This window comes from Rathayibacter sp. RFBD1, assembly GCF_002932915.1.
Lineage (GTDB): Bacteria > Actinomycetota > Actinomycetes > Actinomycetales > Microbacteriaceae > Rathayibacter.
This window is the reverse complement of sequence record NZ_PSWQ01000021.1, coordinates 189,282-211,220: the sequence shown is the minus strand read 5'-3', so window position 1 is coordinate 211,220 and position 21,939 is coordinate 189,282. Positions and strand designations below refer to the sequence as shown.

The following is a 21,939-nucleotide window of genomic DNA, read 5'->3' as shown; positions in this document are numbered from 1 at the left end:
CGGTCGCGGTGCTCGTCCCCGAGCCCGTCCCGGCCGGGCTCGGCGCAGTCGGCTTTCCAGGGCGGCTGCGATTCGCAGAGCGAGGGACGACCGCCTAGATCGATCCGCTGGCACGCGGATCGATCGTTCGGCTCGACCTTCCTGATCTCCGAGCCCGTCCCCGCCGGGCTCGGCGCGGTCGGCCGGAGAGGGTGGTCACGTTTCGCAGAGCGGAGAGCGACCGCCTAGATCGATCCGCTGGCACGCGGATCGATCGTTCGGCTCGGGGGGAGAGCGAGGGGGTGGCGGGTCGACATCGGGAGGTCGCCCACTGATCCGCAAGTTGGGGCCCGGGGTGTGGCGCAGCGGATGGCGGATCCGCCGGGGGGACGGGGAGCGGAGCCGCGGCAGGCCGGGGTGGGGAAACACGGGCGTCACACGGGTGGGGTTCACTGGGGGGAGACGCCCGACGGGCGCGGGACGGAGGCGCGGCATGGACCTGAACACGATCCAGCGCGTCCGGGTGGTGCGCGAGCGCTCCGAGCTGGCGGGCCGCGGGCCGCGCTCAGCGGTCATCGGAGGCGGCTCCTGGGTGTTCTCCCTCCCCCACGACCACCTCGACGAGCTCCTCGACCTGCAGGGATTCGCGTGGGAGCCGATCGTGCGCACGGACGCCGGGCTCTCGATCGCGGCGACCTGCACGCTCAGCGAGCTCGCCGCGATGCCCGACGCGGGCGACACCGCCCATCCGCTCTTCTTCCAGTGCTGCACGGCACTGCTGGGCTCCTTCAAGATCTGGAACGTCGCCACTGTCGGCGGCAACATCGCCAACGCCCTGCCCGCAGGACCGATGATCAGCCTCGCCGCCGCGCTCGACGCCACCGCCCTCGTCTGGCGGGCCGACGGCTCGGACGTCGCCGTGCCGGTCGCCGAGCTCGTGACCGGCAACATGACCACTTCCCTGGCCCAGGACGACGTCATCCGCTCGATCGAGATCCCGCTCTCCTCCCTCCGGGCGCGCACCGCGTTCCGCAAGACGGCGCTCTCCCCTCTCGGACGCTCCGGCGCCGTCGTCATCGGCCGCCTCGACACCGACGGCGCGTTCGTGCTCACGATCACCGCGGCGACCGTCCGGCCGGAGCTGCTCCGCTTCGCCGCCGTTCCCTCCTCGGCCGAGCTCGCCGCGGCCGTCGACGGCGTCGCGACCTGGTTCACCGACCCGCACGGAGCCGCCGACTGGCGCCATGCCGTCGTCCGCGTGCTCGCCGAGGAGATCCGCACCGAGCTGGCCGGAGGCGGCCGATGAGGTTCACCGTCAACGGCGAGCCGGTCGACGCCTCCCCCCGCCCCGGCCAGGTGCTGCGCACCCTCCTCCGCGACCACGAGCACTTCGAGGTGAAGAAGGGGTGCGACGCCGGCGACTGCGGCGCCTGCTCCGTCCTCGTCGACGGGACGCCGTTCCACTCCTGCCTCTACCCCGCCCACCGCGTCGAGGGGCGCGAGGTGACGACCGCGGCCGGCCTCGGCACGCCCGAGGAGCCGAGCGCGGTGCAGGAGGCGTTCGTCGAGGCCGGCGCGTTCCAGTGCGGCTTCTGCACGGCCGGCATGGTGGTCACGGCCACGGCGCTCGACGGAGTCCGCGCCGAGGATGTGCCGCGGCTGATGAAGGGCAACCTCTGCCGGTGCACGGGCTACCGCCCCATCCGCGAGGCCGTGACGGGCGCCTGCGCGTCCGGGCACGGCGCGCACGCGGCCGAGCCGTCCGGCGCGGATCGCACGGAGGCCCCGGCCCGCGGACGGCACGCGGCCCCGCCCTCGGGTCTCACGCCCGTCCGCCGCACCGGTCGCCCGTCGGCCGAGGAGTCCCGGGTCGGCCGCTCGCTCGGCGCGCCCGCCGGCCGGCGGATCGTCCAGGGCCGCGAGCCGTTCACCCTCGACGTCGCCGTGGCCGGCCTGCTGCACCTGAAGGTCGTCCAGAGCCCGCACGCCCACGCGCGCATCCGCTCGATAGACACGACCGCCGCCCGCGCGATGCGGGGCGTCGTCGCGGTCCTCACCGCCGAGGACGTCCCGGACGTCCTCTACTCCACCGCCCGCCACGAGTCCCGGCTCGACGACCCGGACGACACCCGCATGCTCGACACCGTCGTCCGGTTCCGCGGGCAGCGCGTGGCCGTGGTGGTCGCGGAGTCGGTGGCCGAGGCGGAGGCGGCCTGCCGCGCCGTCGAGGTCGACTACGAGGTGCTGCCCGCCGTCTTCGACCCGGAGGAGGCGCGCTCGGCCGGCGCGCCGCTCCTGCACGCCGACAAGGATCCGATCGCCTCGCGCATCGCCCGGCCGGAGGCGAACGTCGTCGCGGAGCTCCACGGAGAGTACGGGGACGTGGCCGCCGGACTCGCGGAGGCCGACGTGGTCGTCGAGGGCCGGTACTCGACCTCCCGGGTCGCGCACACGGCGCTCGAGACCCACGGCACCATCGGCTGGCTCGAGGGCGGAGAGCTGGTGCTGCGGACCTCGACGCAGGTGCCCTTCCTCGTGCGCGACGAGATCGCGCGCCTGTTCGACCGCGATCCGTCGACCGTCCGCGTCTTCACGGCCCGGGTGGGCGGCGGCTTCGGCGGCAAGCAGGAGATCCTGACGGAGGACGTCGTCGCCCTCGCCGTGCTCGCCACCGGCCGGCCCGTGCAGTTCGAGTTCACCCGGAGCGACGAGTTCACGATGGCCCCCTGCCGACACCCGATGCGGGTCGGCGTCACGCTCGGCGCCCGGCGCGACGGACGGCTGACCGCCCTCGCCGTGGACGTGCTCTCGGACACCGGCGCCTACGGCAATCACGGACCCGGCGTGATGTTCCACGGCACCTCGGAGTCGGTCGCCGTCTACAGCGCGCCCAGCAAGCGCGTCGACGCGCAGGCCGTCTACACGAACAACCTCCCCTCGGGGGCGTTCCGCGGCTACGGCCTCGGGCAGGTGATCTTCGGCATCGAGTCGGCGATGGACGATCTCGCCCGCGAGCTCGGGATCGACCCGTTCGAGCTGCGGCGGATCAACGCGGTGCGCCCGGGCGAGCCGCTGGTGGTCACGCACGTCGAGGGCGACGACATCGGCTTCGCCTCCTACGGGCTCGACCAGTGCCTCGACCTCACCGAGGCGGCCCTGGCCGGCGGCGGCGGCTCCCCCGCCCCCGACGGACCGGGGTGGCGGACCGGGCAGGGCGCGGCACTGGCGATGATCGCCACCATCCCACCGCGGGGCCACTTCTCGGAGGCGACCGTCACCGTCGACGCCGAGGGAGTGCTGACCATCGGCGTGGGCACGGCCGAGTTCGGCAACGGGACGACCACCGTGCACACGCAGCTGGTCGCGAGCGCCTTCCGCGCCTCGGCCGATCGGGTGCGGATCCGCCAGTCCGACACGGACGCGGCCCGCTACGACACCGGAGCGTTCGGCAGCGCCGGCACGGTGGTCGCGGGCAAGGCCGTCCACTCGGCCGCGACGCGCCTCCTCGCCGAGCTGCAGGCGCTCGCCAAGCGGCTGACCGGGCACGACGAGACCTTCGAGCCCGACGACGAGGGCCTGCTCGCTCCGGACGGCACCCGGGTCGCGTTCGCCGATCTGGTCCGTGCGGCCGGCGGACCGGTCACCGCGACCGGGAGCGAGGACGGCGCTCAGCGCTCGCTCGCGTTCAACGTCCAGGGCTTCCGCGTCGCGGTGCACGAGCCGACGGGCGAGGTGCGGATCCTGCAGTCGGTCCAGGCGGCCGACGCCGGCTTCGTGATCAACCCGGCGCAGTGCCGCGGGCAGGTCGAGGGCGGAGTGGCGCAGGCGATCGGCTCGGCGCTGTACGAGGAGGTGATCCTCGACGGCGAGGGCACCGTGACCACGGCGATCCTCCGGAACTACCACATCCCGCAGATGGCGGACGTGCCCGAGACCGAGGTGCTCTTCGCGGACACCGCCGACGAGCTCGGGCCGTTCGGCGCGAAGTCGATGAGCGAGGCGCCCTACAACCCGGTCGCCCCCGCACTCGCCAACGCCGTCCGCGACGCGATCGGCGTGAGGCCGACCGAGCTGCCGCTCTCCCGCGACCGGATCTGGAGGCTCCTGCACCCGGACGCCGCCCCGGTCGCTACCGTCGACGCGGAGGCGCCGCCCGGTTGAACGACGACGGGCTGAGCGCCGATCGGCCGCCGCAGCTCAGTCGCGCGAGGCCAGCTCCGTGCTCGCCCGGGCGACCTCGCGGGCGATCGCGTCCTCGTCCGCGTTCACCAGCCGTCCCTCCCGCACCGTCGGGCGACCCTGCACCAGGAGCAGGCTCAGCGGGGGCTGCGCTCCGAGTGCGAGCGCCGCGACCGGGTCCGCGATGCCCGCGTGCTCGATCCCGTCGATCCGCCAGAGCGCGAGGTCGGCGAGCTTGCCGGCCTCGATCGAGCCGATCTCGTCCTGCCGGCCGAGCACCCGGGCCCCGCCGATGGTGGCGACCGAGAGCGCCTGCCGGGCGCTCATCCGGTCGGCGCCGGCGCGCAGGCGGTTCATCAGCACCGCGGCGCGGATCTCGGAGCCGAGCTGACCGGACTCGTTCGACGCCGCGCCGTCCACCCCGAGGCCGACCGGTGCTCCTGCCGCCAGCAGCTGCGGGATCGGCGCGATGCCCGCGGCGAGCCGGCCGTTCGAGGACGGGCAGTGCGCGACTCCGGTGCCCGTGGCCGCGAACTTCGCGATCGCGTCGGCGTCGAGGTGGACGCAGTGCGCCATCCAGACGTCGTCCCCGAGCCAGCCGAGCGACTCCAGGTGGTCGGTGGGCGAGAGGCCGAACGCCTCCTGCGTGTAGGCGTCCTCCTCCACGGTCTCGGAGCCGTGGGTGTGCAGCCGGACCCCGAGCTGACGGGCGAGGACGGCCGACTCTCGCAGCAGGTCGGTGGTCACCGAGAACGGCGAGCACGGGGCGATCGCGACCCGCACCATCGCGTCGGCGGAGGCGTCGTGGTACCGCTGGACCGCCTCTCCGCTGGCCTGGAGCGCGGCCGCCGTGGTCTCGACGGCGAAGTCCGGCGGGAGGCCGCCCCGGGACTCGCCGAGGTCCATCGACCCGCGGGTCGCGTGCAGCCGGAGGCCGAGGGTGCCGGCCGCGTCGACGATGCCGCCGACGATGTCACCGGAGCCCCGTGGGAAGACGTAGTGGTGGTCGGCGACGGTGCTGCAGCCGGACCGGGCGAGGACGCCCATCGCGCCGAGGGCGGCGGAGCGGGTCAGGTCGGCGTCGATGCGGGACCAGGCGGGGTAGAGCGCGACGAGCCAGTCGAAGAGGATCGAGTCCTGCGCCCAGCCGCGGGTGAGCCACTGGTAGAGGTGGTGGTGCGTGTTGACGAGCCCGGGAGTGAGCAGGTGGCCGCGGCCGTCGACCCGCGTGAGCGCGATCGCCTCCTGCGCCGGCAGGCCCGTCGGGGACCGTCCGTCGAGGGCCCACGCCGGAGGGTCGCCGGCTCCGACGGCGACGATGCGGGAGTCGTCGACGACGACGTGGCCGACGGGGTGCTCGGTCCCGTGCGCGTCGACGGTGGCGACGTGGGCTCCGGTGAGGACGTGGCGCTGCATGCCCCGAGCATGGCAGCGCGGTGTTTCGCGGCCGTTTCCCGCCGGAGTGCGAGCAGGCCGGCGCGATCACGACGGCGCGCCGTCAGGGGAGGACGTGCGGCTCAGCGCGCCGCGTGGATCGGGCCCGAGCGCCCCGCGAGCGGCTCCCCGGACGTCCCCGTGCGCGCGGCGAGGACCTCCGCGAGGATCGACACGGCCGTCTCCTCCGGCGTCGACGCGCCGATGTCCAGGCCGATCGGCGAGTGCAGGCGGGCGAGCGCCTCCTCCGTCACTTCCGCCTCGCGCAGCAGCCGCAGCCGCCGCTCGTGGGTGCGCCGCGATCCCATCGCGCCGACGTAGGCGACCGGGAGCGCGAGCGCGGTCTCGAGCAGCGGGATGTCGAACTTCTCGTCGTGCGTGAGCACCGCGATCACGGTGCGCGAGTCGACCTCGGCGCGGGCGAGGTGGTCGGACGGCCACTCGACGAGGACCTCGTCGGCGCCGGGGAAGCGCTCGGCGGTCGCGAACACCGGACGCGCGTCGCAGACGGTCACGCGGTAGCCGAGCAGGGATCCGGCGGAGCAGAGCGCGGCGGAGAAGTCGACGGCGCCGTAGATCAGCAGGCGCGGCCGCTCGGCGTGCACGATGTAGGCGATCTCGAGCTCGGCGCTCCGGCAGGCGGTCTCGACCGCGGCCGAGCGGCCGGAGGCCAGGCGCGCCTCGCGCTCGGCGAGGATGCGGCGGGCGGTGTCCTCGTCCAGGTGCGGGCCGACGACGTCCTGGAGGCGCGTCGCTCCGGTGAGGACGAGGCCGATCAGCTCCTCCGGGCCGCCGACGACGATCGCCAGCGCGGCCGAGCGGCCGGCGCGGGCGGCGCGCAGCTCGGCGAGGACCGCGGTGGAGCCGGAGTCGACGACCTGGCCGAACACGCGCAGCTGCCCCCCGCAGGACAGGCCCGCGGCGAAGGCCGCCTCGTCGTCGAAGCCGAAGTGCTCGGACGCGCTGCCCGAGGTGCCGAGCACCTCCTGGGCCAGCGCGTACGCCTGCGCCTCGACGCAGCCGCCGGAGATCGAGCCGATCGCGCGCCCCTCCGCGTCCACCGCCATCGAGGACCCGAGAGCGCGGGGAGCCGAGCCGAAGACGTGCGTGACCGTGACGACCGCGACGCTCCCGCCCGCCTCGACGCGCTCGAGCAGGGGGTCGGCGATGTCGAGCACGACGGCCTCCTCTTCTCGGACGGGAGGCGACGGCGCCGGGGCTGCGGGGAGGCCGGGCGGAGCCGCCGACGGGCGCTCACACGCAGGAAACATGCCGAGTATAGGGTCGATCCATGCCTGACGACGCTCCCTTCCTCGACCTCGTGATCCGCGCCTCCGACGTGCTGACCGAGAACGGCCGGCGTCCGGCCAGCATCGCGATCGCCGAGGGCCTGATCGTCGCGGTCGGCGAGCGGGACGCCCCCTGGCGGACCACGGAGGAGATCGTCCTCCCCGAGGGCCAGGTCCTGATCCCGGGGATCGTCGACACCCACGTGCACGTCAACGAGCCGGGCCGCACGGAGTGGGAGGGCTTCGCCTCCGCCACCCGCGCGGCCGCCGCCGGGGGCGTCACCACGATCATCGACATGCCGCTGAACTCGATCCCGCCGACCACCACGGTGGCGGGGCTCGAGGCCAAGCGCGCGGCCGCCGGGCCGCAGGCGCAGGTGGACGTCGGCTTCTGGGGCGGGGCGATCCCCTCGAACCTCGGCACGCTGCGCGAGCTCCACGACGCGGGCGTCTTCGGCTTCAAGTGCTTCCTCTCGCCGAGCGGCGTGGACGAGTTCCCGCACCTGAGCCGGGAGCAGCTCGTCGAGGCGATGCGCGAGATCGCCGCCTTCGACGGACTGCTGATCGTGCACGCCGAGGACCCGGCCGAGCTGGAGGCGAGCGCGCTGGAGCCCGGCGCCTCCTACGGCGCGTTCGTCGACTCCCGCCCGCCCGCCTCCGAGCGCAGCGCGATCCTGCACGTGATCGAGGCCGTCCGCGAGACCGGCTGCCGCGCGCACATCCTGCACCTCTCCTCCGCCGACGCGCTGCCGCTCCTGCGCGAGGCGAAGGCCGAGGGGCTGCCGATCTCCGCCGAGACCTGCCCGCACTACCTCACCTTCGACGCCGGCTCGATCCCCGACGGCGGCACGCAGTTCAAGTGCTGCCCGCCGATCCGCGACGAGCGCAATCGCGAGCAGCTCTGGAAGGGGCTGCTCGACGGGACGATCGACATCATCGCCTCGGACCACTCCCCCGCCACCGCCGAGCTGAAGCTCCCCGCCGGCGGCGACTTCGGCGTCGCCTGGGGCGGGATCTCGGGACTCGAGCTGAGCTTCCGCGCGGTCTGGACCGGGGCCCGCGAGCGGGGCATCCCGCTCGAGCAGGTCGTCGCCTGGATGTCCACGGCGACCGCCGCGTTCGCCGGGCTCGGCCAGAAGGGCCTGCTGCACGCGGGGTCCGATGCCGACCTGGTCGCGTTCGACCCGGAGGCGCAGTGGCGCGTGGACGTCGACGCCCTCTCGCACCGGAACCCCGTCTCGGCCTACGAGGGCCGCGTCCTCCGCGGCGCCGTCGCCGCCACCTGGGTGGGCGGCCGACGCGTCACCGCCGAGACGGTCCCGCCCGCCGGGCGCCTCCTCACCCGCCCCTGACCTCGATCCGCCGATCCCCCGCCTCCCTGACGACACCTCGGGGGTGCTCCCCCGCTCACGCCGAGCGCCGCCGTGTCATCGGCAGGTTTCGAGTGTGTGAACGGAGGCGGGTCGGAGCCGCGGAGCGGGCGGATCGCACAAGACTCGGAGTCCCGGCGGCGGCTCCTCGGGATGCTCCGCCGGTGCGCGGAGCCCCCGGCAGGCGCGAGGCTGGCAGACGGGCTCGCAGGAGCCGCGAGCAGGACGGTCACCACCGCGTGACCGGGCCCGGCCGCACGGAACGGACAGGAGCGGACATGTCGATCATCCTCGGGGACCACCAGTACGGGAAGGCCGAGAACCGCGTCGTGCGGATCTACCGCGAGACCCCGCGGCACGAGATCCACGACGTCAACGTCTCCACGGCCCTCCGCGGCGACTTCGAGGCCGCGCACCGAGAGGGCGACCAGTCGGCCGTCCTGCCCACGGACACGCAGAAGCAGACGGCGTACGCCTTCGCCAAGCAGAAGGGCCTGCGCTCGATCGAGCCCTACGGCCTCGAGCTGGCCCGCCACTTCGTCGACGGCTACGAGCCCGTCCACGGCGCCCGCATCGAGATCGAGGAGTTCGCCTGGGAGCGCGTGCTGGTGGACGGGCGCGAGCACGACCACACCTGGGTCCGGAAGGGCCAGGAGACGCGGATCGCGTCGGTCACGGTCGAGGGCTCGGGCGACGAGCGGCGGATCTGGATCACCGGCGGCTTCAAGGACCTCACGATCCTGAAGTCCACGGGGAGCGAGTTCCACGGCTTCCTCACCGACCCGTACACGGTCCTCCAGCCGACGAACGACCGGGTGATGGCGACCTCGCTGGTCGCGAAGTGGCGCTTCGCCCTGAGCGAGGACGAGATCGCGGCGATGGACTGGGAGGCGGTCTACGCGGGCGTCAAGGCGCTCATGACGAGCCGCTTCGCGACCGTGCACTCCCTCGCCCTCCAGCAGACGCTCTTCGAGATGGGGAAGGCGGTCCTGGAGGAGTACCCGCAGATCGTCGAGATCCGTCTCTCCGCGCCGAACAAGCACCACTTCGTCTACGACCTCTCGCCCTTCGGCGTCGAGAACGACAACGAGGTCTTCCACGCCGCCGACCGCCCCTACGGGCTGATCCAGGCGAGCGTCACCCGCGACGACGCGCCGCCCGCGGGATCCGCCTGGACCGCCTACACGGGCCTGGTGTGACCGGCGCCGGGGGCGTCCACCGGGGGCACGTGCTGCACGTCGCCGGGGGTGCGACGCTCGCGACCGCGCGGGAGTCGCTGGTGTCGATCCCGGACGGCGCTCTCGCCGTGGACGAGGACGGCACGATCGCCTGGGTCGGTCCGTACCGCGAGCTGCCGGACCGCTTCGCTCTCCTGCCGGTCTCCGGCGACGCCGCGTCGATCCTGCTGCCCGGCTTCGTCGACGCGCACGTGCACTTCCCCCAGACGTTCTCGACCGACGGCTTCGGCGGCGGCCAGCTGCTCGAGTGGCTCGACCGGACGGTGTTCCCGACGGAGGCGCGGCTCGCCGACCCGGAGTTCGCCGACGTCGTCGCGCGAGCCTTCACCCGGCGGCGGGTGGCCGCGGGCACGACCGCCGCGATGGTCTTCGGCTCCGCGTTCCCGGCCGCGCAGGACGCCCTCTTCGAGCGCACCCGCGAGGCGGGGCTGCGGATCGTGTCGGGGCGCGGGATCCAGACCACGGGCCCGGCCTCGGCGGCGCCCCTGATCACCTCGGAGGAGGAGGCGCTGACGCTCGCGTCGGAGGAGATCGACCGCTGGCACGGGAGGAACCCGCTCCTGCAGGTCGCGCTCGTCCCGCGGTTCTCGCTGTCCGTCACTCCCCGGACCCTCGGAGCGCTCGGCGACCTCTACGACGACGTCCGCGGACGTGGCGTCTACGTGCACAGCCACCTCAACGAGAACGACCGGCCCGGCGACGGCGAGATCGCCGCCGTGCTCGGCTCGTACGGCACCCGCAGCTACCTCGACACCTACGACGGGCTCTTCCTGCCCGGCTCCGCGCGCGGCGGCTCCTCCCTCCTCGGGCCGCGCACGATCCTCGCTCACGCGGTGCACTGCCAGGACGCGGAGCTGCACCGGATGGAGGAGACCGGCACCTCGATCGCCCACTGCCCGACCTCGCAGCAGTTCCTCGGCTCCGGCACCATGCCCTGGCGCCGGACCGTCGCCTCGGGGGTCACCGTCGCCCTCGGTTCGGACGTGGGCGCGGGCGACGAGTGGCTGCTGGCGCGAGTGGCGAACGACGCCTTCAAGGTGCACCTCTCGGAGCCCGGCGACGCGGCCGTCGCCCTGCATCCGGCCGAGCTCCTGTTCACGGCGACGCTCGCCGGCGCGCGGGCGCTCGACCAGGAGGAGCGGTTCGGCAGCCTCGACCCCGGGAAGGACGCGGACTTCCTCCGCATCGAGCCCGACCGGTGGGAGCCGCTCGCCGACGTCCTCGCCCACGGGATCCGCGCGGACGACGAGGAGGAGGCGACGGCCCAGCTGCTCTTCGCCCTGCTGATGACCCTGCGCGAGCCGGCGATCGCCGCGGTGCACGTCCGGGGCAGGCGGATCGTGGCTCCGGAGTGACGGGGCCGGCCCGGGAAGCGCGGTGCGGACCGCGCGCACCCGGCCGTCAGCGCAGGCGCAGCGCCAGGAACAGGTCGGCGCGGTCCGCGGTGTCCGACAGGTCGCGCTGCGTCAGCTCCTCCACCCTCGCGATGCGGTACCGCACCGTGTTCAGGTGCAGGTGCGTCTGCTCCGCCGTGCGCACCCACGAGCCGCCGCAGTCGAGGAACGCCGCGAGCGTGGCGACCAGCTGCGAGCCGTAGCGCGCGTCGTGCTCGACGAGCCGCCCGAGCACCAGCTCGACGAACACCGAGCGCAGGTGGTCGGGGACCGCGCTCAGCAGCTGCACGGCGGAGGTGACCTCCCCGGAGTCGCTGACCCGCACCGGAGCGTCGTCGCCCGGAGAGCCCGGCAGCAGCATCCCGTAGCGTGCCGAGCGGAGGGCGCCGCCGAGCGCGGGCAGCGGAGTCGCGGCGCTCGTCCCGACGCGCAGCACGGCGCCCGGCCACGCGGCTCCCGCTCGTCGCAGCGCCGAGGTGACGACGGCGAGCGGATCCGCGCCGGTGGGGATCGCATCGGTCGCCTCGGTGGGCAGCACCGCCACCGCGCAGCCCTGGGCGTCGCGTCCGACCACGGCGCGGCCCAGGTGCGCGGCGGCGTCGACCAGGACACGGCGCGCCAGGTCCGGGGGCGCGTCGCCCTCGAACTCGGCGGCGACCACGGCGCACCGCCCGGCGCCGCCGAGTCCGAGCTGCCGCAGGTACACCGCGGCCTCGGGCTGCTCGCTGTCCTCCTCCACGAGCTCGAGCAGGCGGTCGGCGAGAGCGGAGTCGGCCGAGAGCGCCGCCTCCCGCTGCAGCCGGTAGACCCCCACGACTCCGGCGAGCTCGGTCACGGCGTCCAGCACAGCGGCGGACCAGTCGTTCCAGTCGCCCCCGACGACGACCAGCCAGGAGGTGGCGCGGTGCTCGCCCGCTCCGGCGACGGTGAGGACCGACAGGGCGCCGCCGCGGGCGTCCGCGACCACGACCGGGCTGCGCCGGGCCGTGAGCGCCGCGTGCACGACCCGCTCGATCTCCCCCAGCCCCAGGGGCGAGGCGGAGGCCGCGGTCCGGCCGGTGGCGGTCAGCACCGACACGGGGAGTCCGAGCTCGCGCGAGGTGCGCGTGACGAGCTCGTCGAGCTGCTGCCCCCGGTAGACCTCCGTCAGCAGTTCCCGCTGGCGGGCGAGGGCGGCCGTCAGCCGGGCCACGCGGTCGCCGGCGAGAGCGTTCGACAGGTGCGCCGTGATCGCGCCGAACGACACATCGGCCGGCACGGCGATCAGCGGGACGTCGTGCTCGCGGCAGGCGACGACGAGGTCGTCCGGCACGAAGCCCAGCAGCCCCTCGCCGGCGAGCAGAGCGCTGGCACCCGAGTCCGCGACCGCGGCGACGAAGGCCGCGCTGTCCTGGGCGTCCCGACGCCAGACCAGACCGGTCAGCACCAGCTGGTCGCGCGAGATGTAGCGGCGCGGGTCGAGGAGATCGGTCGTGAAGATGCCGTCGACCGGCCGGGCGAGCGCTCCGTCGCCGGCGACCAGCACGCGCAGCCGCAGCTGCGGCGCGTCGAGGACGTCCTGCAGCTGCATCAGCTGCCCCGGTAGGTCGAGTAGGCGAAGGGGCTGAGCAGGAGCGGGATGTGGAAGTGCGCCTCCTCGTCGTCGAGGCGGAAGGCGACGACGACCTCGGGGTAGAACGACTCGGTGCCCGAGGCGGCGAACCAGGCGCCGGTGTCGAAGACGACCCGGTGCACCCCGGCGGCCAGGCGCTCCGGCCCGAAGGCCGCCACGCGGCCGTCGTCGTCGGTGCGGGCCTCGGCGAGGCGCTCCCAGCCGGAGCCGGCACGGGCGTCGAGAGCCACCGGGACCCCTCGCGCGGGGCGGCCGCGGACGGCGTCGAGCACGTGGGTGGTGACGCGGCTGGCGTGCCCGCTCATCGTGCGGCCTCCGCCCGGACGAGGCGCCCGTCGTCGAGGCCGCGGACGCGCAGCACCGTGATCTCCCGCAGCTGCTCCGCGACGATGCGGGCCTCCGTCTCGTCGTCGAGCCCGAGCCTCCGCTCCAGCTCCGCGACGACCTCGGCCCGGTCGCGGCCGGCCGCGCGGAGGAGGAACACGCGCCCGAACCGCTCCTCGTAGGCGCGGTTGCCGGCCAGCAGCCGCCGGGTCAGCTCCTCGTCGCCCGTGCGGCTCGCCGCCTGCTCCGCGGCCGAGAACGCGGAGGAGCGCCCCGCGCCCGCGTGCCGCTCGCCGATCCGGGGGTGGTCGGCCAGCGCCGCCTCCACCTCCTCCTCGGTGAGCGTGCGCGCGGCCCGCTCGGCCGCGTCGGCGAGCGCGTCGGCCGACGGGTAGGGCGCGCCGGAGGCGACCTCCTCGGCCCAGCGGGGCACGGCGAGGCACGCGAGCAGCACGTCGCGGGCGGTCTCGGATCGGGTGTCGGTCATGCGGTCTCCTTCGTCCGGCGGAGCAGGGGCTCGGCCTGCGGCACGATGGTCGGATGGATCTGGTCGGGAGTCGGGACCTCGTCGGGCTGGTGCTCGCGGCGGGTGCGGGGCGCCGGGCGGGCGGCCCGAAGGCGCTGCGGTGCGACGCGGCGGGAGTTCCCTGGGTGGAGCGAGCCGTCGAGAGGCTCCGCGCGGTGGGCTGCGAGCGGGTGCTCGTGGTCCTGGGCGCGGAGGCCGGACGGGCGCGCCTCCTGGTGCCGCCGTCCGCGGACGTGGTCGTCGCGGCGGAGTGGGAGAGCGGCCTCTCGGCGTCGCTCCGCGCGGGTCTCGCCGCGGCCGAGGGCGTTGCCGCGCTGGTCGCCCTGGTCGACCTGCCCGAGGAGCCGCCGAGCGTGGGGGCCCGGCTGCTCGCGGAGGCGCCGGTCGCGCCGGACGTGCTCGCCCGCGCGGTCTTCCGCGGTCGGCCCGGTCATCCGGTGCTGCTGGGACGGGACCACTGGCCGGAGCTCCTCGAGGGCGTGCACGGCGACTCCGGCGCGCGCGACCTGCTCCGCGCGAGGGGCGCGCGCGGGGTGGAGTGCGGCGATCTGTGGTCGGGAGCCGACCGCGACGGGCCGGACTGAGCGGTTCACGCCAGGCCCGCGTCGTCGAGGGCGGCGGCCAGCGCCCGCCAGGCCAGCGTCGCGCAGACGGAGCGGACGGGGTTGCCCGCCACTGCGAGCAGCGCCTGCTCCTCGCCGGCGAGTGCACCCTCCCGGTGCGCCATCGCCGCGAGGAACGCGTCGATCCGCTCCCGCATGTCCGACGCCGGCAGCCCGTCGAGACCGTCCACGAGCAGCGACGCGGATCCCCGCGAGACCTCGCACCCCCGCCCGCTCCAGGCGAGGCGCACCTGCTCCGCACCGCCGTCGACGCGCAGCTCGATCCGGTCGCCGCAGGTGGGGGTGATCAGCTCGGCCCGGCCGAGGGCCGGAGTCGGGTCGGCCTGCCCGACGGGGTCCTTGGCGTGCGCGCGGATCAGCTCCGCCGCCTCGCTCACGGCCGGTCCTCCAGCTCGGCGAGCTCCGCGTAGGCCGTGCTGATCCCGGCGATCCGCTCGCGCGACTCCCTCGGGGACGCGCCGAGCACTCCGGAGGCCACGAGCGCGACCGCGCTCATCGCCGCCGCGTAGCTGTCCAGCGCCGTGCCGCTGTCGACCGGGCACTCCAGCCAGACCGCCGCGTGCTCCGCGTAGCGCCGGGCGGGCGGATCCGCGAGGAGCACCACGGGCACCTCGCGCGCGGCGAGCGTCCCGATCAGGGCGGCGAAGGAGGCGGGGCGGCGGCGGAAGCCGACCAGCACCACGACGTCCTCGGCTCCGAGCCCCTCGAGCTCCTCACCGAGCGACTGGCCGGGCTGCGGGGCGATCCGGACGCGTCCGCGCGCCTGGGCGAGCTGCTGGCGCAGGTGCAGCGCCACCGGGTAGCTGTTGCGCAGTCCGATCACGACGACCTCGCGCGCTCCCGCGATCAGCCGCACCGCCTCCTCCAGCCGCCCGTCGCCGAACGCGGCGGCCAGCCGGGCCAGGTTCGCCCGCTCGCTCTCGAGGTGCGCGGCGAGCGGATCCCCCTGCCCCTGCGCGGGACCGACCGGCACACCGGAGGACCGCAGTGCCCGGGCGTGCTCGCGCACCTCCTGCGAGTTCGAGAACCCCAGGCGGCGGAACAGCCGCGAGACCGTGGCCTTGGACACTCCGCTGTGCTGGGCGAGCTCGGTCGCCGTGTAGACGGCCAGGTCGCCGAGGTGGTCGAGGATGAAGTCGGCCGCCCGCTGCTCCTGCCGCGACAGCGCGGCGTAGCCGGCATCGATGCGGTGGCCGATGCTCGTCGAGGGGGCCGGGGCGGGGGTCACGCGGTCGGCTTCCCGTCGGCGAGTGCCAGCACGGCCGCCTCGAACGCGTCGAGCGCGGTCGCGACGTCGGCCTCGGACACGTTCTCGTCCGGGTGGTGGCTGACGCCGCCCTCGCAGCGGAGGAAGAGCATCGCGTACTCGGCGAGGTCGGCGACCGCCATCGCGTCGTGGCCGGCCTTGGAGAACAGCACCATCGGCTCCGCGTCCCCGGTCGCGCGGATGCCCGCCCGCACGACGTCCTGCAGCCGGGAGGAGGCGACGACCGCGGGGGCCGAATGGGTCTCCTCCACCGTCAGCGCGAGACGGCGGCGCGACGCCGACTCCGACATCGCGTGCTCGATGGCGTCCCACGCCGCGTCGCGCTGGGCGTCGGTCTCGGCGCGGAGGTCGAGGCTGAACTCGACCCGGCCGGGGATGACGTTGACCGCGCCCGGGAAGGTCTCGAGCCGGCCGACCGTGGCGATCACGCCCTGCTCCCGCGCGATGCGCTCCACCGCGAGCACGGCCTCGGCCGCCCCGGTGAGCGCGTCGCGGCGGCGGTCGAGCGGAACTCCGCCCGCGTGCCCGGCCTTGCCGGTGAGGGTGAGTGCGAAGCGGCGGGCGCCCGCTATCGAGGAGACCACGGCGAGGGCGCGGTCCGCCTCCTCCAGGTAGGGGCCCTGCTCGATGTGCGCCTCGAGGTAGGCGAGAACGTCCTGCGCGTCGCGCGCGGCGGTGCGGATGCGCGAGGGGTCCAGCCCGAACTCGTGGAACGCCTCGACGAGCGTCGTCCCGTCGGCGTCCTCGAGCTCCCACCAGTGCTCGTCCCAGGTGCCGGCGAGGGCGCGGGAGCCGAGGAGCGCCGTGCCGAAGCGGGTGCCCTCCTCGTCGCCGAACGCGACGACCTCGACGGCGAACGGCAGGCGCCGGCCCGCCCCGTGCAGGCGCGACACCACGGCGATCGCGAGCATCACGCCGAGGATCCCGTCGTAGCGGCCCGCGTCGGGCACCGTGTCGAGGTGCGAGCCGAGCAGGAGCGCCGGGAGTCCCGGAGTCGCGCCCTCGTAGCGGCCGCACTGGTTGCCGGCCGCGTCCTGCCAGGTGCGCATGCCCGCCTCGGTCATCCAGCGCGCGGCCATCGCGTTCACCCGGGCGTGCTCGGGCGAGAGGTAGACCCGCTCGATGCCGTCGCGGCTGGAGGAGACCGCGGCGAGCTCGTCGCAGCGGGCCATGATCGCGGCGGCGTCGAGGGCGGGGGCGGCGGTGGCGGCGGGGGGCGCGGTCGTGGTGGCGGGGTCCGTGGTGGTGCCGGTCATGCGCGTGCCGCCCCGTAGACCTCGTAGGCCCCCGCGACTCCGCCGCCCACCGGCACGGAGGCGCCCGCGCGGCGCAGCACCGCCTCCAGCGCCGCCAGGGTGGTCAGCACCGCGTCCGTCCGGGCGTTGTAGCCCATCGTGCCGATGCGCCAGACCTTCCCGTGCAGCGGCCCGAAGGACGTGCCGATCTCGATGCCGAAGTCGGCGAGCATCTCCCCGCGCACCGCATCACCGTTCACGCCCTGCGGGATGCGCACCGCGACGACGTTCGTCATCTTGTGCCCGACGTCGCCGAACACCTCGAGATCGAGGCCGCGGACTCCGGCGAGCATCGCCGACCCGTGCAGCGCGTGGCGGGCGACCGTCTCGTCCAGGCCCTCCTCGACGACGATGCGGGCGCACTCGCGCGCGCCGTAGAGCATCGTGGTCGCCTCGGTGTGGTGGTTGAGGCGGCGCGGCCCCCAGTAGTCGAAGATCATCCCGAGGTCGAAGTAGTTGGAGCGGACGCGGCGGGCGCTGACAGTGTCGCCCTCGTCGCGGATCCCCGCCTCGATGCTCCTGCGCGACTCGATCACCGCGACGGCCTTCTCCGAGAAGGTGACGGGAGCCGATCCGGACGGGCCGCCCAGGCACTTCTGGAGCCCCGCGGTGACCGCGTCGAGCCCGAGCTCGTCGGTCGCGAAGGCGTTGCCCGCGAGGGAGGCGGTGACGTCGGTGTAGAAGAGGGCGCCGTGCTTCTCGCAGAGGGCGCCGAGCTCCTCCAGCGGCTGCGCCATGGTGGTCGACGTGTCGCCGTGGACCACGGCCAGCATCTTCGGCTTCACCCGGGCCAGGGCCTCGGCGATCGCCGAGACGGGGAAGACCTGCCCCCACTCGGCCTCGATCACGTGCACCTCCGCGCCGCAGCGCTCCGCGATCTCCCGGAGGAGGTGCCCGAACCGCCCGAAGACCGGCACGACCACGCGGTCGCCCGGCTCCAGCATCGAGACCAGCGCCGCCTCGATGCCCGCACGGCTCGTGCCGTCGACGAGCATCGTCTTCTCGTTGCGGGTGCGGAACACCTGCCGGTACAGCTCCTGCGTCTCCGTCATCGTCGCCGTCATGAACGGGTCGTACTGCCCGACCAGCTGCGCCGACATCGCACGCAGGACGCGCGGATCCGCGTTGATCGGGCCCGGCCCCATCAGCAGGCGCGGCGGCGGATCGACGGGGAGGAACGGTGCGGGCGCGGTCATGGGCCACCTCTTCACGAGCGGGAGAGAAACAGTCGTTTCACCCGGAGAGCCTATGCGACGGACGTTTCGCCGGTGTTTCGCGGTGTGGCGGGGGTCGAGATTCTCGACAGACGCTCCTCCACAGACGTCTTCCGGAAGCGGGTCCTCCCGATCGGGCGCATCTGCTGCCCGCGTGTCGGTGGTCGCTGGTTCAATACGGGTATGGCGGATGGGATGCGGCAGGGACTCGAGGAGGTCCGCGCCCTCGGCGGCCGCGCGGCGCTGCTCGCCCGCTCCGCGGCTCCGCTCCACCTCGCCTCCGCCGAGGCGCTGCACGAGGCGTACAGGGCTGCTCTGCGTCGCCCGGAGGCGTTCGCCCGCGGCAAGTCTCCCGCCGAGTCGCGCGACCTCGTGGAGCGCTCCGTCCGGGCCGAGCTCGCCGTCGCGCTCGCCGTGTCCGAGCGGGTGGCCGCGCGCGACCTCGAGCACGCCCGCCTGCTGGTCGACCACCTGCCCTGCACGCGCGCCGCGCTGGCCGAGGCGCGGTCGCGCTGGGAGGCGGGGCAGATCATCTGCGGAGTCGCGGCCACCCTGCCGCCGGCCTCCCTCCCGGAGTTCGACGAGCGCGCCGCGGGACTGGCCGCCTCGATGAAGCCGACCCAGCTGCGGCGACGCCTCGCCCGGCTGCGGGACGAGCTCCACGAGAGTCCTCTGGCCGACCGGCACGCCCGCGCTCGGGAGCACCGGTCGGTCCGGGTCTCGCCCGAGCAGGACGGCATGGCCACGCTCTGCGCGACCCTCCCCGCTCCGGCCGCTTTCGGTGCGCTCGCGCGGCTCGACCGGATCGCCCGCACCCTCCGCGACGGGAACGGCGACGGGAGCGGTGCAGCGGAGGAGCGCACGCTCGCGCAGCTGCGGGCCGACGCCCTGGTCGACATGCTCTGCGACGGCGACGTGACCGGGACAGCGCCGGGAGACGAGCGGCCGCTTACGGCCGTCCGCGGCATCAGGGCCGAGGTGCGTCTGACCCTCGCCGCGAGCACCGCGCCCGGGCGGGACGAGACGCCCGCGGAACTGGACGGCTACGGCCTCATCCCGGCCGGCGTCGCGCGCGAGCTCCTCGGAGCCGACTCGGCCGTCACCCCGGTGCTCACCCATCCGAGCACGGGCGCCGTGGTCTCCGTCGGACGCACGCACCGCCTCCCTCCCCCGCGGATGCGCCTCGCCCTCCAGCTGCGCGACCGGACCTGCCGCTTCTCCGGCTGCACCCGGCCCGCGGCGACCGCCGAGGCCGACCACACGCTCGAGTGGCGTCACGGAGTCGCCACCGCCCTCGACAACCTGGCGTCGCTCTGCGTCGCCCACCACCACGTCCGCCACGGCGACCGCTGAACCTACACGCTCCACCCCGACGGATCGGCCGACTGGACCACCCCACGGGCCGCCGCGTGGTCACCCGTCCACCCGATCCGCCCGCGCCGCCAGCCCCGCCGCGGCGCAGCCCGAGCTTCAGCGATGCGCCGCCCCCGTTCTGACGGCGGAAGGAGCCGATTCGCGACGAGGGAGAGAACGAGCTCCGGGCGTGGCCCCTCTCAGAGCGTGCCGGCCAGATCCAGCAGCGCGAGATCCGACCCCCGCGGTCCCACCAGGCAGAGCCCCACCGGAGCGCCGCCGACACTCAATCGCGGCACCGACAGCGCCGGATACCCGCCGATCCCGGCGACGCAGGTCAGGCCGAGCGTCGCCGTCCGCGCCGCGTCGATCGCCTCGGCCGACGCATCGAGGGCCGGCGCCACCGACGACGTCGACGGCAGGAGGAGCACCCGCCCCTCGAGCGCACGGTCGAGCGCCTCCCGGAACCCCGCGACCCGCGCCCGCGCGGCCGCCTCCGTCTGCTCGTCGACGAGCGAGGCCGCATCGAAGCGCGCCTGGACGTCCGCCGCCAGCACTCCCGGATGCGCCGCGACCCACGAGCCGCTCGACCGCCACGCCTCCGCCGCCTGCACGAGCCGGAACGCCTCGAGCATCTCCGCCACGGGCGGCAGCTCGACCTCGTCGGCGCTCATCCTCTCGACGGCCGATCGGAACGCCGCCCGGACGGCCGCGTCCACTCCGGCCAGCAGTGCCGGCGCCACCGCGAGACTCCGCACCGGCGGGCCGGACGGCAGGCAGACCTCGGCCACCCGCCTCAGCGTGCCGAGGTCCCGCGTCAGCCACCCGACGGTGTCGAAGCTCGGCGCCAGCGGCAGCAGCCCCTCGACGGGCACCGCACCGTGGGTCGTCCTCAGCCCCCACAGGCCCTGATAGGAGGCGGGTACCCGGATCGATCCCGCCGTGTCGGTCGCCAGCCCGACGGCGGCCTGCCCGAGCGACACGGCGGTCGCCGGTCCGCTCGACGATCCGCCCGGGATCGCTCCGGGCACGGCCGGATTGGGCGGCGTCCCGTAGCCGGAGTTCCGGCCGGCGATGCTGTAGGCGAACTCGTCGGTCTGAGCGATCCCGCGCACCGACGCTCCCGCTGCGAGCAGCTGCGCGACGGCCGGAGCGGTCGCCGCCTCGATCGGCGCGGAAGCGAGGCGGGCCGGCACTCCCGCGCCGATCCGCTGGCCCTCGATCGCGAAGAGGTCCTTGACCGCGACGTCCAGTCCGTCGAGGGTCCCGGAGCCGGCGGCCGGCACGAGCGGCGCGCCGACGGCGCGCCAGACGCGGGGGTCCAGCGCGGGCGAGGGCGCCTGCACCTGCGCGGCGCGCACCCTCCAGGTCCCGCCCTCGCGCGACCACAGCTGCGTGACGAGCCCGCGCCCGCCACGGGCCGGAGCGTTCACGCTGACCACGAGCGCCGTGTCCGCATCGACCGCCCGCACGTGCAGCTCGACCAGCTCCCGCACCGGCGCCCCGCCGCGACGACCCCGGAAGCCGGTGATGACCGCGTGGCCGACGAGCAGTCCGGAGGCGTCGCCCCGGAGCGTCGTCGGCGCGTCCACGAACGCGTCGGCGAGCGCCGCGACGTCGTCAGCCCCGAGCGCCGCCTCGTACGCCAGGACCGCGTCCACCAGCCCGTCCGGCAGGTCGCCCTCGAGCGTCGTCACCCGCGGGTCAGTCATCGAAGTCGGCCGTCCGGACGCGGGCGTGCACGCCCTTCACCAGGTCGACGACCTGCGAGATGTCGAAGTCGGTCGCCGCGCTGAGGTAGGCGTAGGCGTGAGCCGGGTCCATCCCGTAGCGGGCCGCGAGCAGCGCGATGGCCGCGCGGACGCACTTCTGCACGGCGACGTCCAGGTCCTCGTCCATCCCGGTGGGCACGAGGAACTCGCCGGTCTCCCCCATCGGCCCGAGCAGCTCCCCGAACGCCGCGAGCGCCTCGGCGCGCGGGACGACCTCCAGGCGCACCCGGACGCGCAGGCTCGCCTCCATCGCCGTCAGCGCCACCTCGCCGTCGCCCTGCGCGAAGTGGGGATCGCCGACGTACGCGAGCGCGCCCGGGACCTGCACGGGAAGGTAGAGGCTGGTTCCGGCGGTCAGCAGTGCGATGTCGATGTTGCCCCCGTGCGCACCGGGCGGCACGGAGTGCGGGCGCTCCTCCCCTGCGACGGCGACGCCCATGATCCCGAGGAACGGCCGGAGCGGGAACCGGGCGGCCCGCTCTCCTCCCGGCACCAGCGGGATCACGCCGCGGAGACCGCCCTGCGCGTCCTCGTCGACGCGCGCGAAGACGCTGAACGGCCCCTCCTGCAGCGGGTACTCGCCCGGCAGCGCCCCGCGGCCGTGCCGGTTCGAGACGACTCCGTACGGCACGCGCGGCTCGGCCTCGAGGAGGGTCATCCGGAGCAGGTCCCCCGGCAGCGCTCCCCGGACGGCGATCGGCCCCGTGACCACGTGCGGCCCGTCCGTCTCGCCGTCGCGGAACGGCCCGTCCGCGGCGAGCGCGACCGCGTCGCGCAGCACCCCCTCCGGAGCGACTCCGTGGCGGCCGAAGAAGGCGACCGGATCGCGGCCCTGGTCCTCCAGCACGCCCTCGTGGCTGAGCGTGTCGATGACGACCTCGGCCCCCGAGTCGACGGTGAGCACGGGGGCGTCCGCCGCGCACGGCAGGCGCCCCCACAGCACCGAACCCGGCTCGGCCGGCAGGTAGTCCACCCCCGGCGGCACTCCCTCACCGGGCTGCACCGCCCACTCCGTCCACCGCATGCGCGTCCGCCTCCCGCGCGGCCCGTCCGCGCCGTCCGACCCTAAC

Annotated in this window: 18 protein-coding genes; 7 read left to right on the top strand and 11 right to left on the bottom strand. The window is 75.0% G+C overall.

Features of this window, described 5'->3' with window-relative positions; genetic code table 11:
- Positions 1-472 precede the first annotated feature (472 nt).
- Positions 473-1,285, top strand: coding sequence for an FAD binding domain-containing protein (locus C5D50_RS11430; protein WP_104289010.1), 813 nt, complete (start codon positions 473-475; stop codon positions 1,283-1,285).
- A complete protein-coding gene (locus tag C5D50_RS11425) occupies positions 1,282-4,140 on the top strand; it encodes a molybdopterin cofactor-binding domain-containing protein (RefSeq protein ID WP_104283545.1) in 2,859 nt (952 codons plus the stop codon). The genes C5D50_RS11430 and C5D50_RS11425 overlap by 4 nt, the downstream gene beginning before the upstream one ends.
- A 36-nt stretch (positions 4,141-4,176) precedes the next feature.
- On the opposite strand, the gene C5D50_RS11420 is transcribed toward C5D50_RS11425, so the two are convergent.
- Together C5D50_RS11420 and C5D50_RS11415 are read right to left on the bottom strand one after the other, a co-directional pair.
- Positions 4,177-5,574 carry an 8-oxoguanine deaminase gene (locus C5D50_RS11420; RefSeq protein WP_104283544.1) on the bottom strand — a complete coding sequence of 466 codons (1,398 nt, stop codon included), beginning with the start codon at positions 5,572-5,574 and terminating at the stop codon, positions 4,177-4,179.
- Between the two features lie 101 nt (positions 5,575-5,675).
- A complete protein-coding gene (locus C5D50_RS11415) occupies positions 5,676-6,770 on the bottom strand; it encodes an XdhC family protein (RefSeq protein ID WP_104283543.1) in 1,095 nt (364 codons plus the stop codon).
- Between the two features lie 113 nt (positions 6,771-6,883).
- Between C5D50_RS11415 and allB the strand changes: the two genes are divergently transcribed.
- The 3 genes from allB to C5D50_RS11400 all read left to right on the top strand — a co-directional run bounded on the left by allB (position 6,884) and on the right by C5D50_RS11400 (position 10,844).
- Positions 6,884-8,233, top strand: a complete 1,350-nt coding sequence (gene allB, locus C5D50_RS11410; RefSeq protein ID WP_104283542.1) for an allantoinase AllB — start codon at positions 6,884-6,886, stop codon at positions 8,231-8,233.
- A gap of 296 nt (positions 8,234-8,529) precedes the next feature.
- Positions 8,530-9,450 (top strand): factor-independent urate hydroxylase, encoded by a 921-nt coding sequence (gene pucL / locus C5D50_RS11405; protein ID WP_104283541.1) that lies wholly within the window; start codon positions 8,530-8,532, stop codon positions 9,448-9,450.
- Positions 9,447-10,844, top strand: a complete 1,398-nt coding sequence (locus C5D50_RS11400; protein WP_104283540.1) for an amidohydrolase family protein — start codon at positions 9,447-9,449, stop codon at positions 10,842-10,844. The genes pucL and C5D50_RS11400 overlap by 4 nt, the downstream gene beginning before the upstream one ends.
- Before the next feature lie 46 nt (positions 10,845-10,890).
- On the opposite strand, the gene C5D50_RS11395 is transcribed toward C5D50_RS11400, so the two are convergent.
- From C5D50_RS11395 to uraD, 3 genes are read right to left on the bottom strand one after another with little or no spacing between them, the layout of a single operon-like run.
- Complete coding sequence (locus tag C5D50_RS11395) at positions 10,891-12,453, bottom strand: PucR family transcriptional regulator (protein WP_104283539.1); 1,563 nt, start codon at positions 12,451-12,453, stop codon at positions 10,891-10,893.
- On the bottom strand, positions 12,453-12,800 hold the full coding sequence (uraH, locus tag C5D50_RS11390; protein WP_104239680.1) for a hydroxyisourate hydrolase: 348 nt from the start codon (positions 12,798-12,800) through the stop codon (positions 12,453-12,455). The genes C5D50_RS11395 and uraH overlap by 1 nt, the downstream gene beginning before the upstream one ends.
- Positions 12,797-13,306 carry a 2-oxo-4-hydroxy-4-carboxy-5-ureidoimidazoline decarboxylase gene (uraD, locus tag C5D50_RS11385; protein ID WP_104283538.1) on the bottom strand — a complete coding sequence of 170 codons (510 nt, stop codon included), beginning with the start codon at positions 13,304-13,306 and terminating at the stop codon, positions 12,797-12,799. The genes uraH and uraD overlap by 4 nt, the downstream gene beginning before the upstream one ends.
- Before the next feature lie 53 nt (positions 13,307-13,359).
- Between uraD and C5D50_RS11380 the strand changes: the two genes are divergently transcribed.
- Positions 13,360-13,929 (top strand): NTP transferase domain-containing protein, encoded by a 570-nt coding sequence (locus C5D50_RS11380; RefSeq protein ID WP_104234583.1) that lies wholly within the window; start codon positions 13,360-13,362, stop codon positions 13,927-13,929.
- 5 nt (positions 13,930-13,934) lie between these two features.
- Here the strand turns inward: C5D50_RS11380 and C5D50_RS11375 are convergent, their stop codons facing one another.
- The 4 genes from C5D50_RS11375 to C5D50_RS11360 are packed head-to-tail and all read right to left on the bottom strand — an operon-like array spanning position 13,935 to position 17,726.
- Positions 13,935-14,345, bottom strand: coding sequence for an iron-sulfur cluster assembly scaffold protein (locus tag C5D50_RS11375; RefSeq protein WP_104260556.1), 411 nt, complete (start codon positions 14,343-14,345; stop codon positions 13,935-13,937).
- On the bottom strand, positions 14,342-15,196 hold the full coding sequence (locus C5D50_RS11370) for a MurR/RpiR family transcriptional regulator (RefSeq protein ID WP_219812189.1): 855 nt from the start codon (positions 15,194-15,196) through the stop codon (positions 14,342-14,344). The genes C5D50_RS11375 and C5D50_RS11370 overlap by 4 nt, the downstream gene beginning before the upstream one ends.
- Positions 15,193-16,491, bottom strand: coding sequence for an allantoate amidohydrolase (locus C5D50_RS11365; RefSeq protein ID WP_104289009.1), 1,299 nt, complete (start codon positions 16,489-16,491; stop codon positions 15,193-15,195). Before C5D50_RS11365 ends, C5D50_RS11370 begins: the two co-directional genes overlap by 4 nt.
- Complete coding sequence (locus tag C5D50_RS11360) at positions 16,488-17,726, bottom strand: alanine--glyoxylate aminotransferase family protein (protein ID WP_258062256.1); 1,239 nt, start codon at positions 17,724-17,726, stop codon at positions 16,488-16,490. Before C5D50_RS11360 ends, C5D50_RS11365 begins: the two co-directional genes overlap by 4 nt.
- A gap of 213 nt (positions 17,727-17,939) precedes the next feature.
- On the opposite strand from C5D50_RS11360, the gene C5D50_RS11355 reads away from it, so the two are divergent.
- Complete coding sequence (locus C5D50_RS11355; protein ID WP_181137341.1) at positions 17,940-19,097, top strand: HNH endonuclease signature motif containing protein; 1,158 nt, start codon at positions 17,940-17,942, stop codon at positions 19,095-19,097.
- A 200-nt stretch (positions 19,098-19,297) separates the two neighbouring features.
- Here C5D50_RS11355 and C5D50_RS11350 read toward each other — a convergent pair whose 3' ends face one another.
- Together C5D50_RS11350 and C5D50_RS11345 are read right to left on the bottom strand one after the other, a co-directional pair.
- A complete protein-coding gene (locus C5D50_RS11350; protein ID WP_104283533.1) occupies positions 19,298-20,809 on the bottom strand; it encodes an AtzH-like domain-containing protein in 1,512 nt (503 codons plus the stop codon).
- Positions 20,802-21,893, bottom strand: a complete 1,092-nt coding sequence (locus tag C5D50_RS11345; RefSeq protein WP_104226656.1) for an acetamidase/formamidase family protein — start codon at positions 21,891-21,893, stop codon at positions 20,802-20,804. Before C5D50_RS11345 ends, C5D50_RS11350 begins: the two co-directional genes overlap by 8 nt.
- Positions 21,894-21,939: the final 46 nt, after the last annotated feature.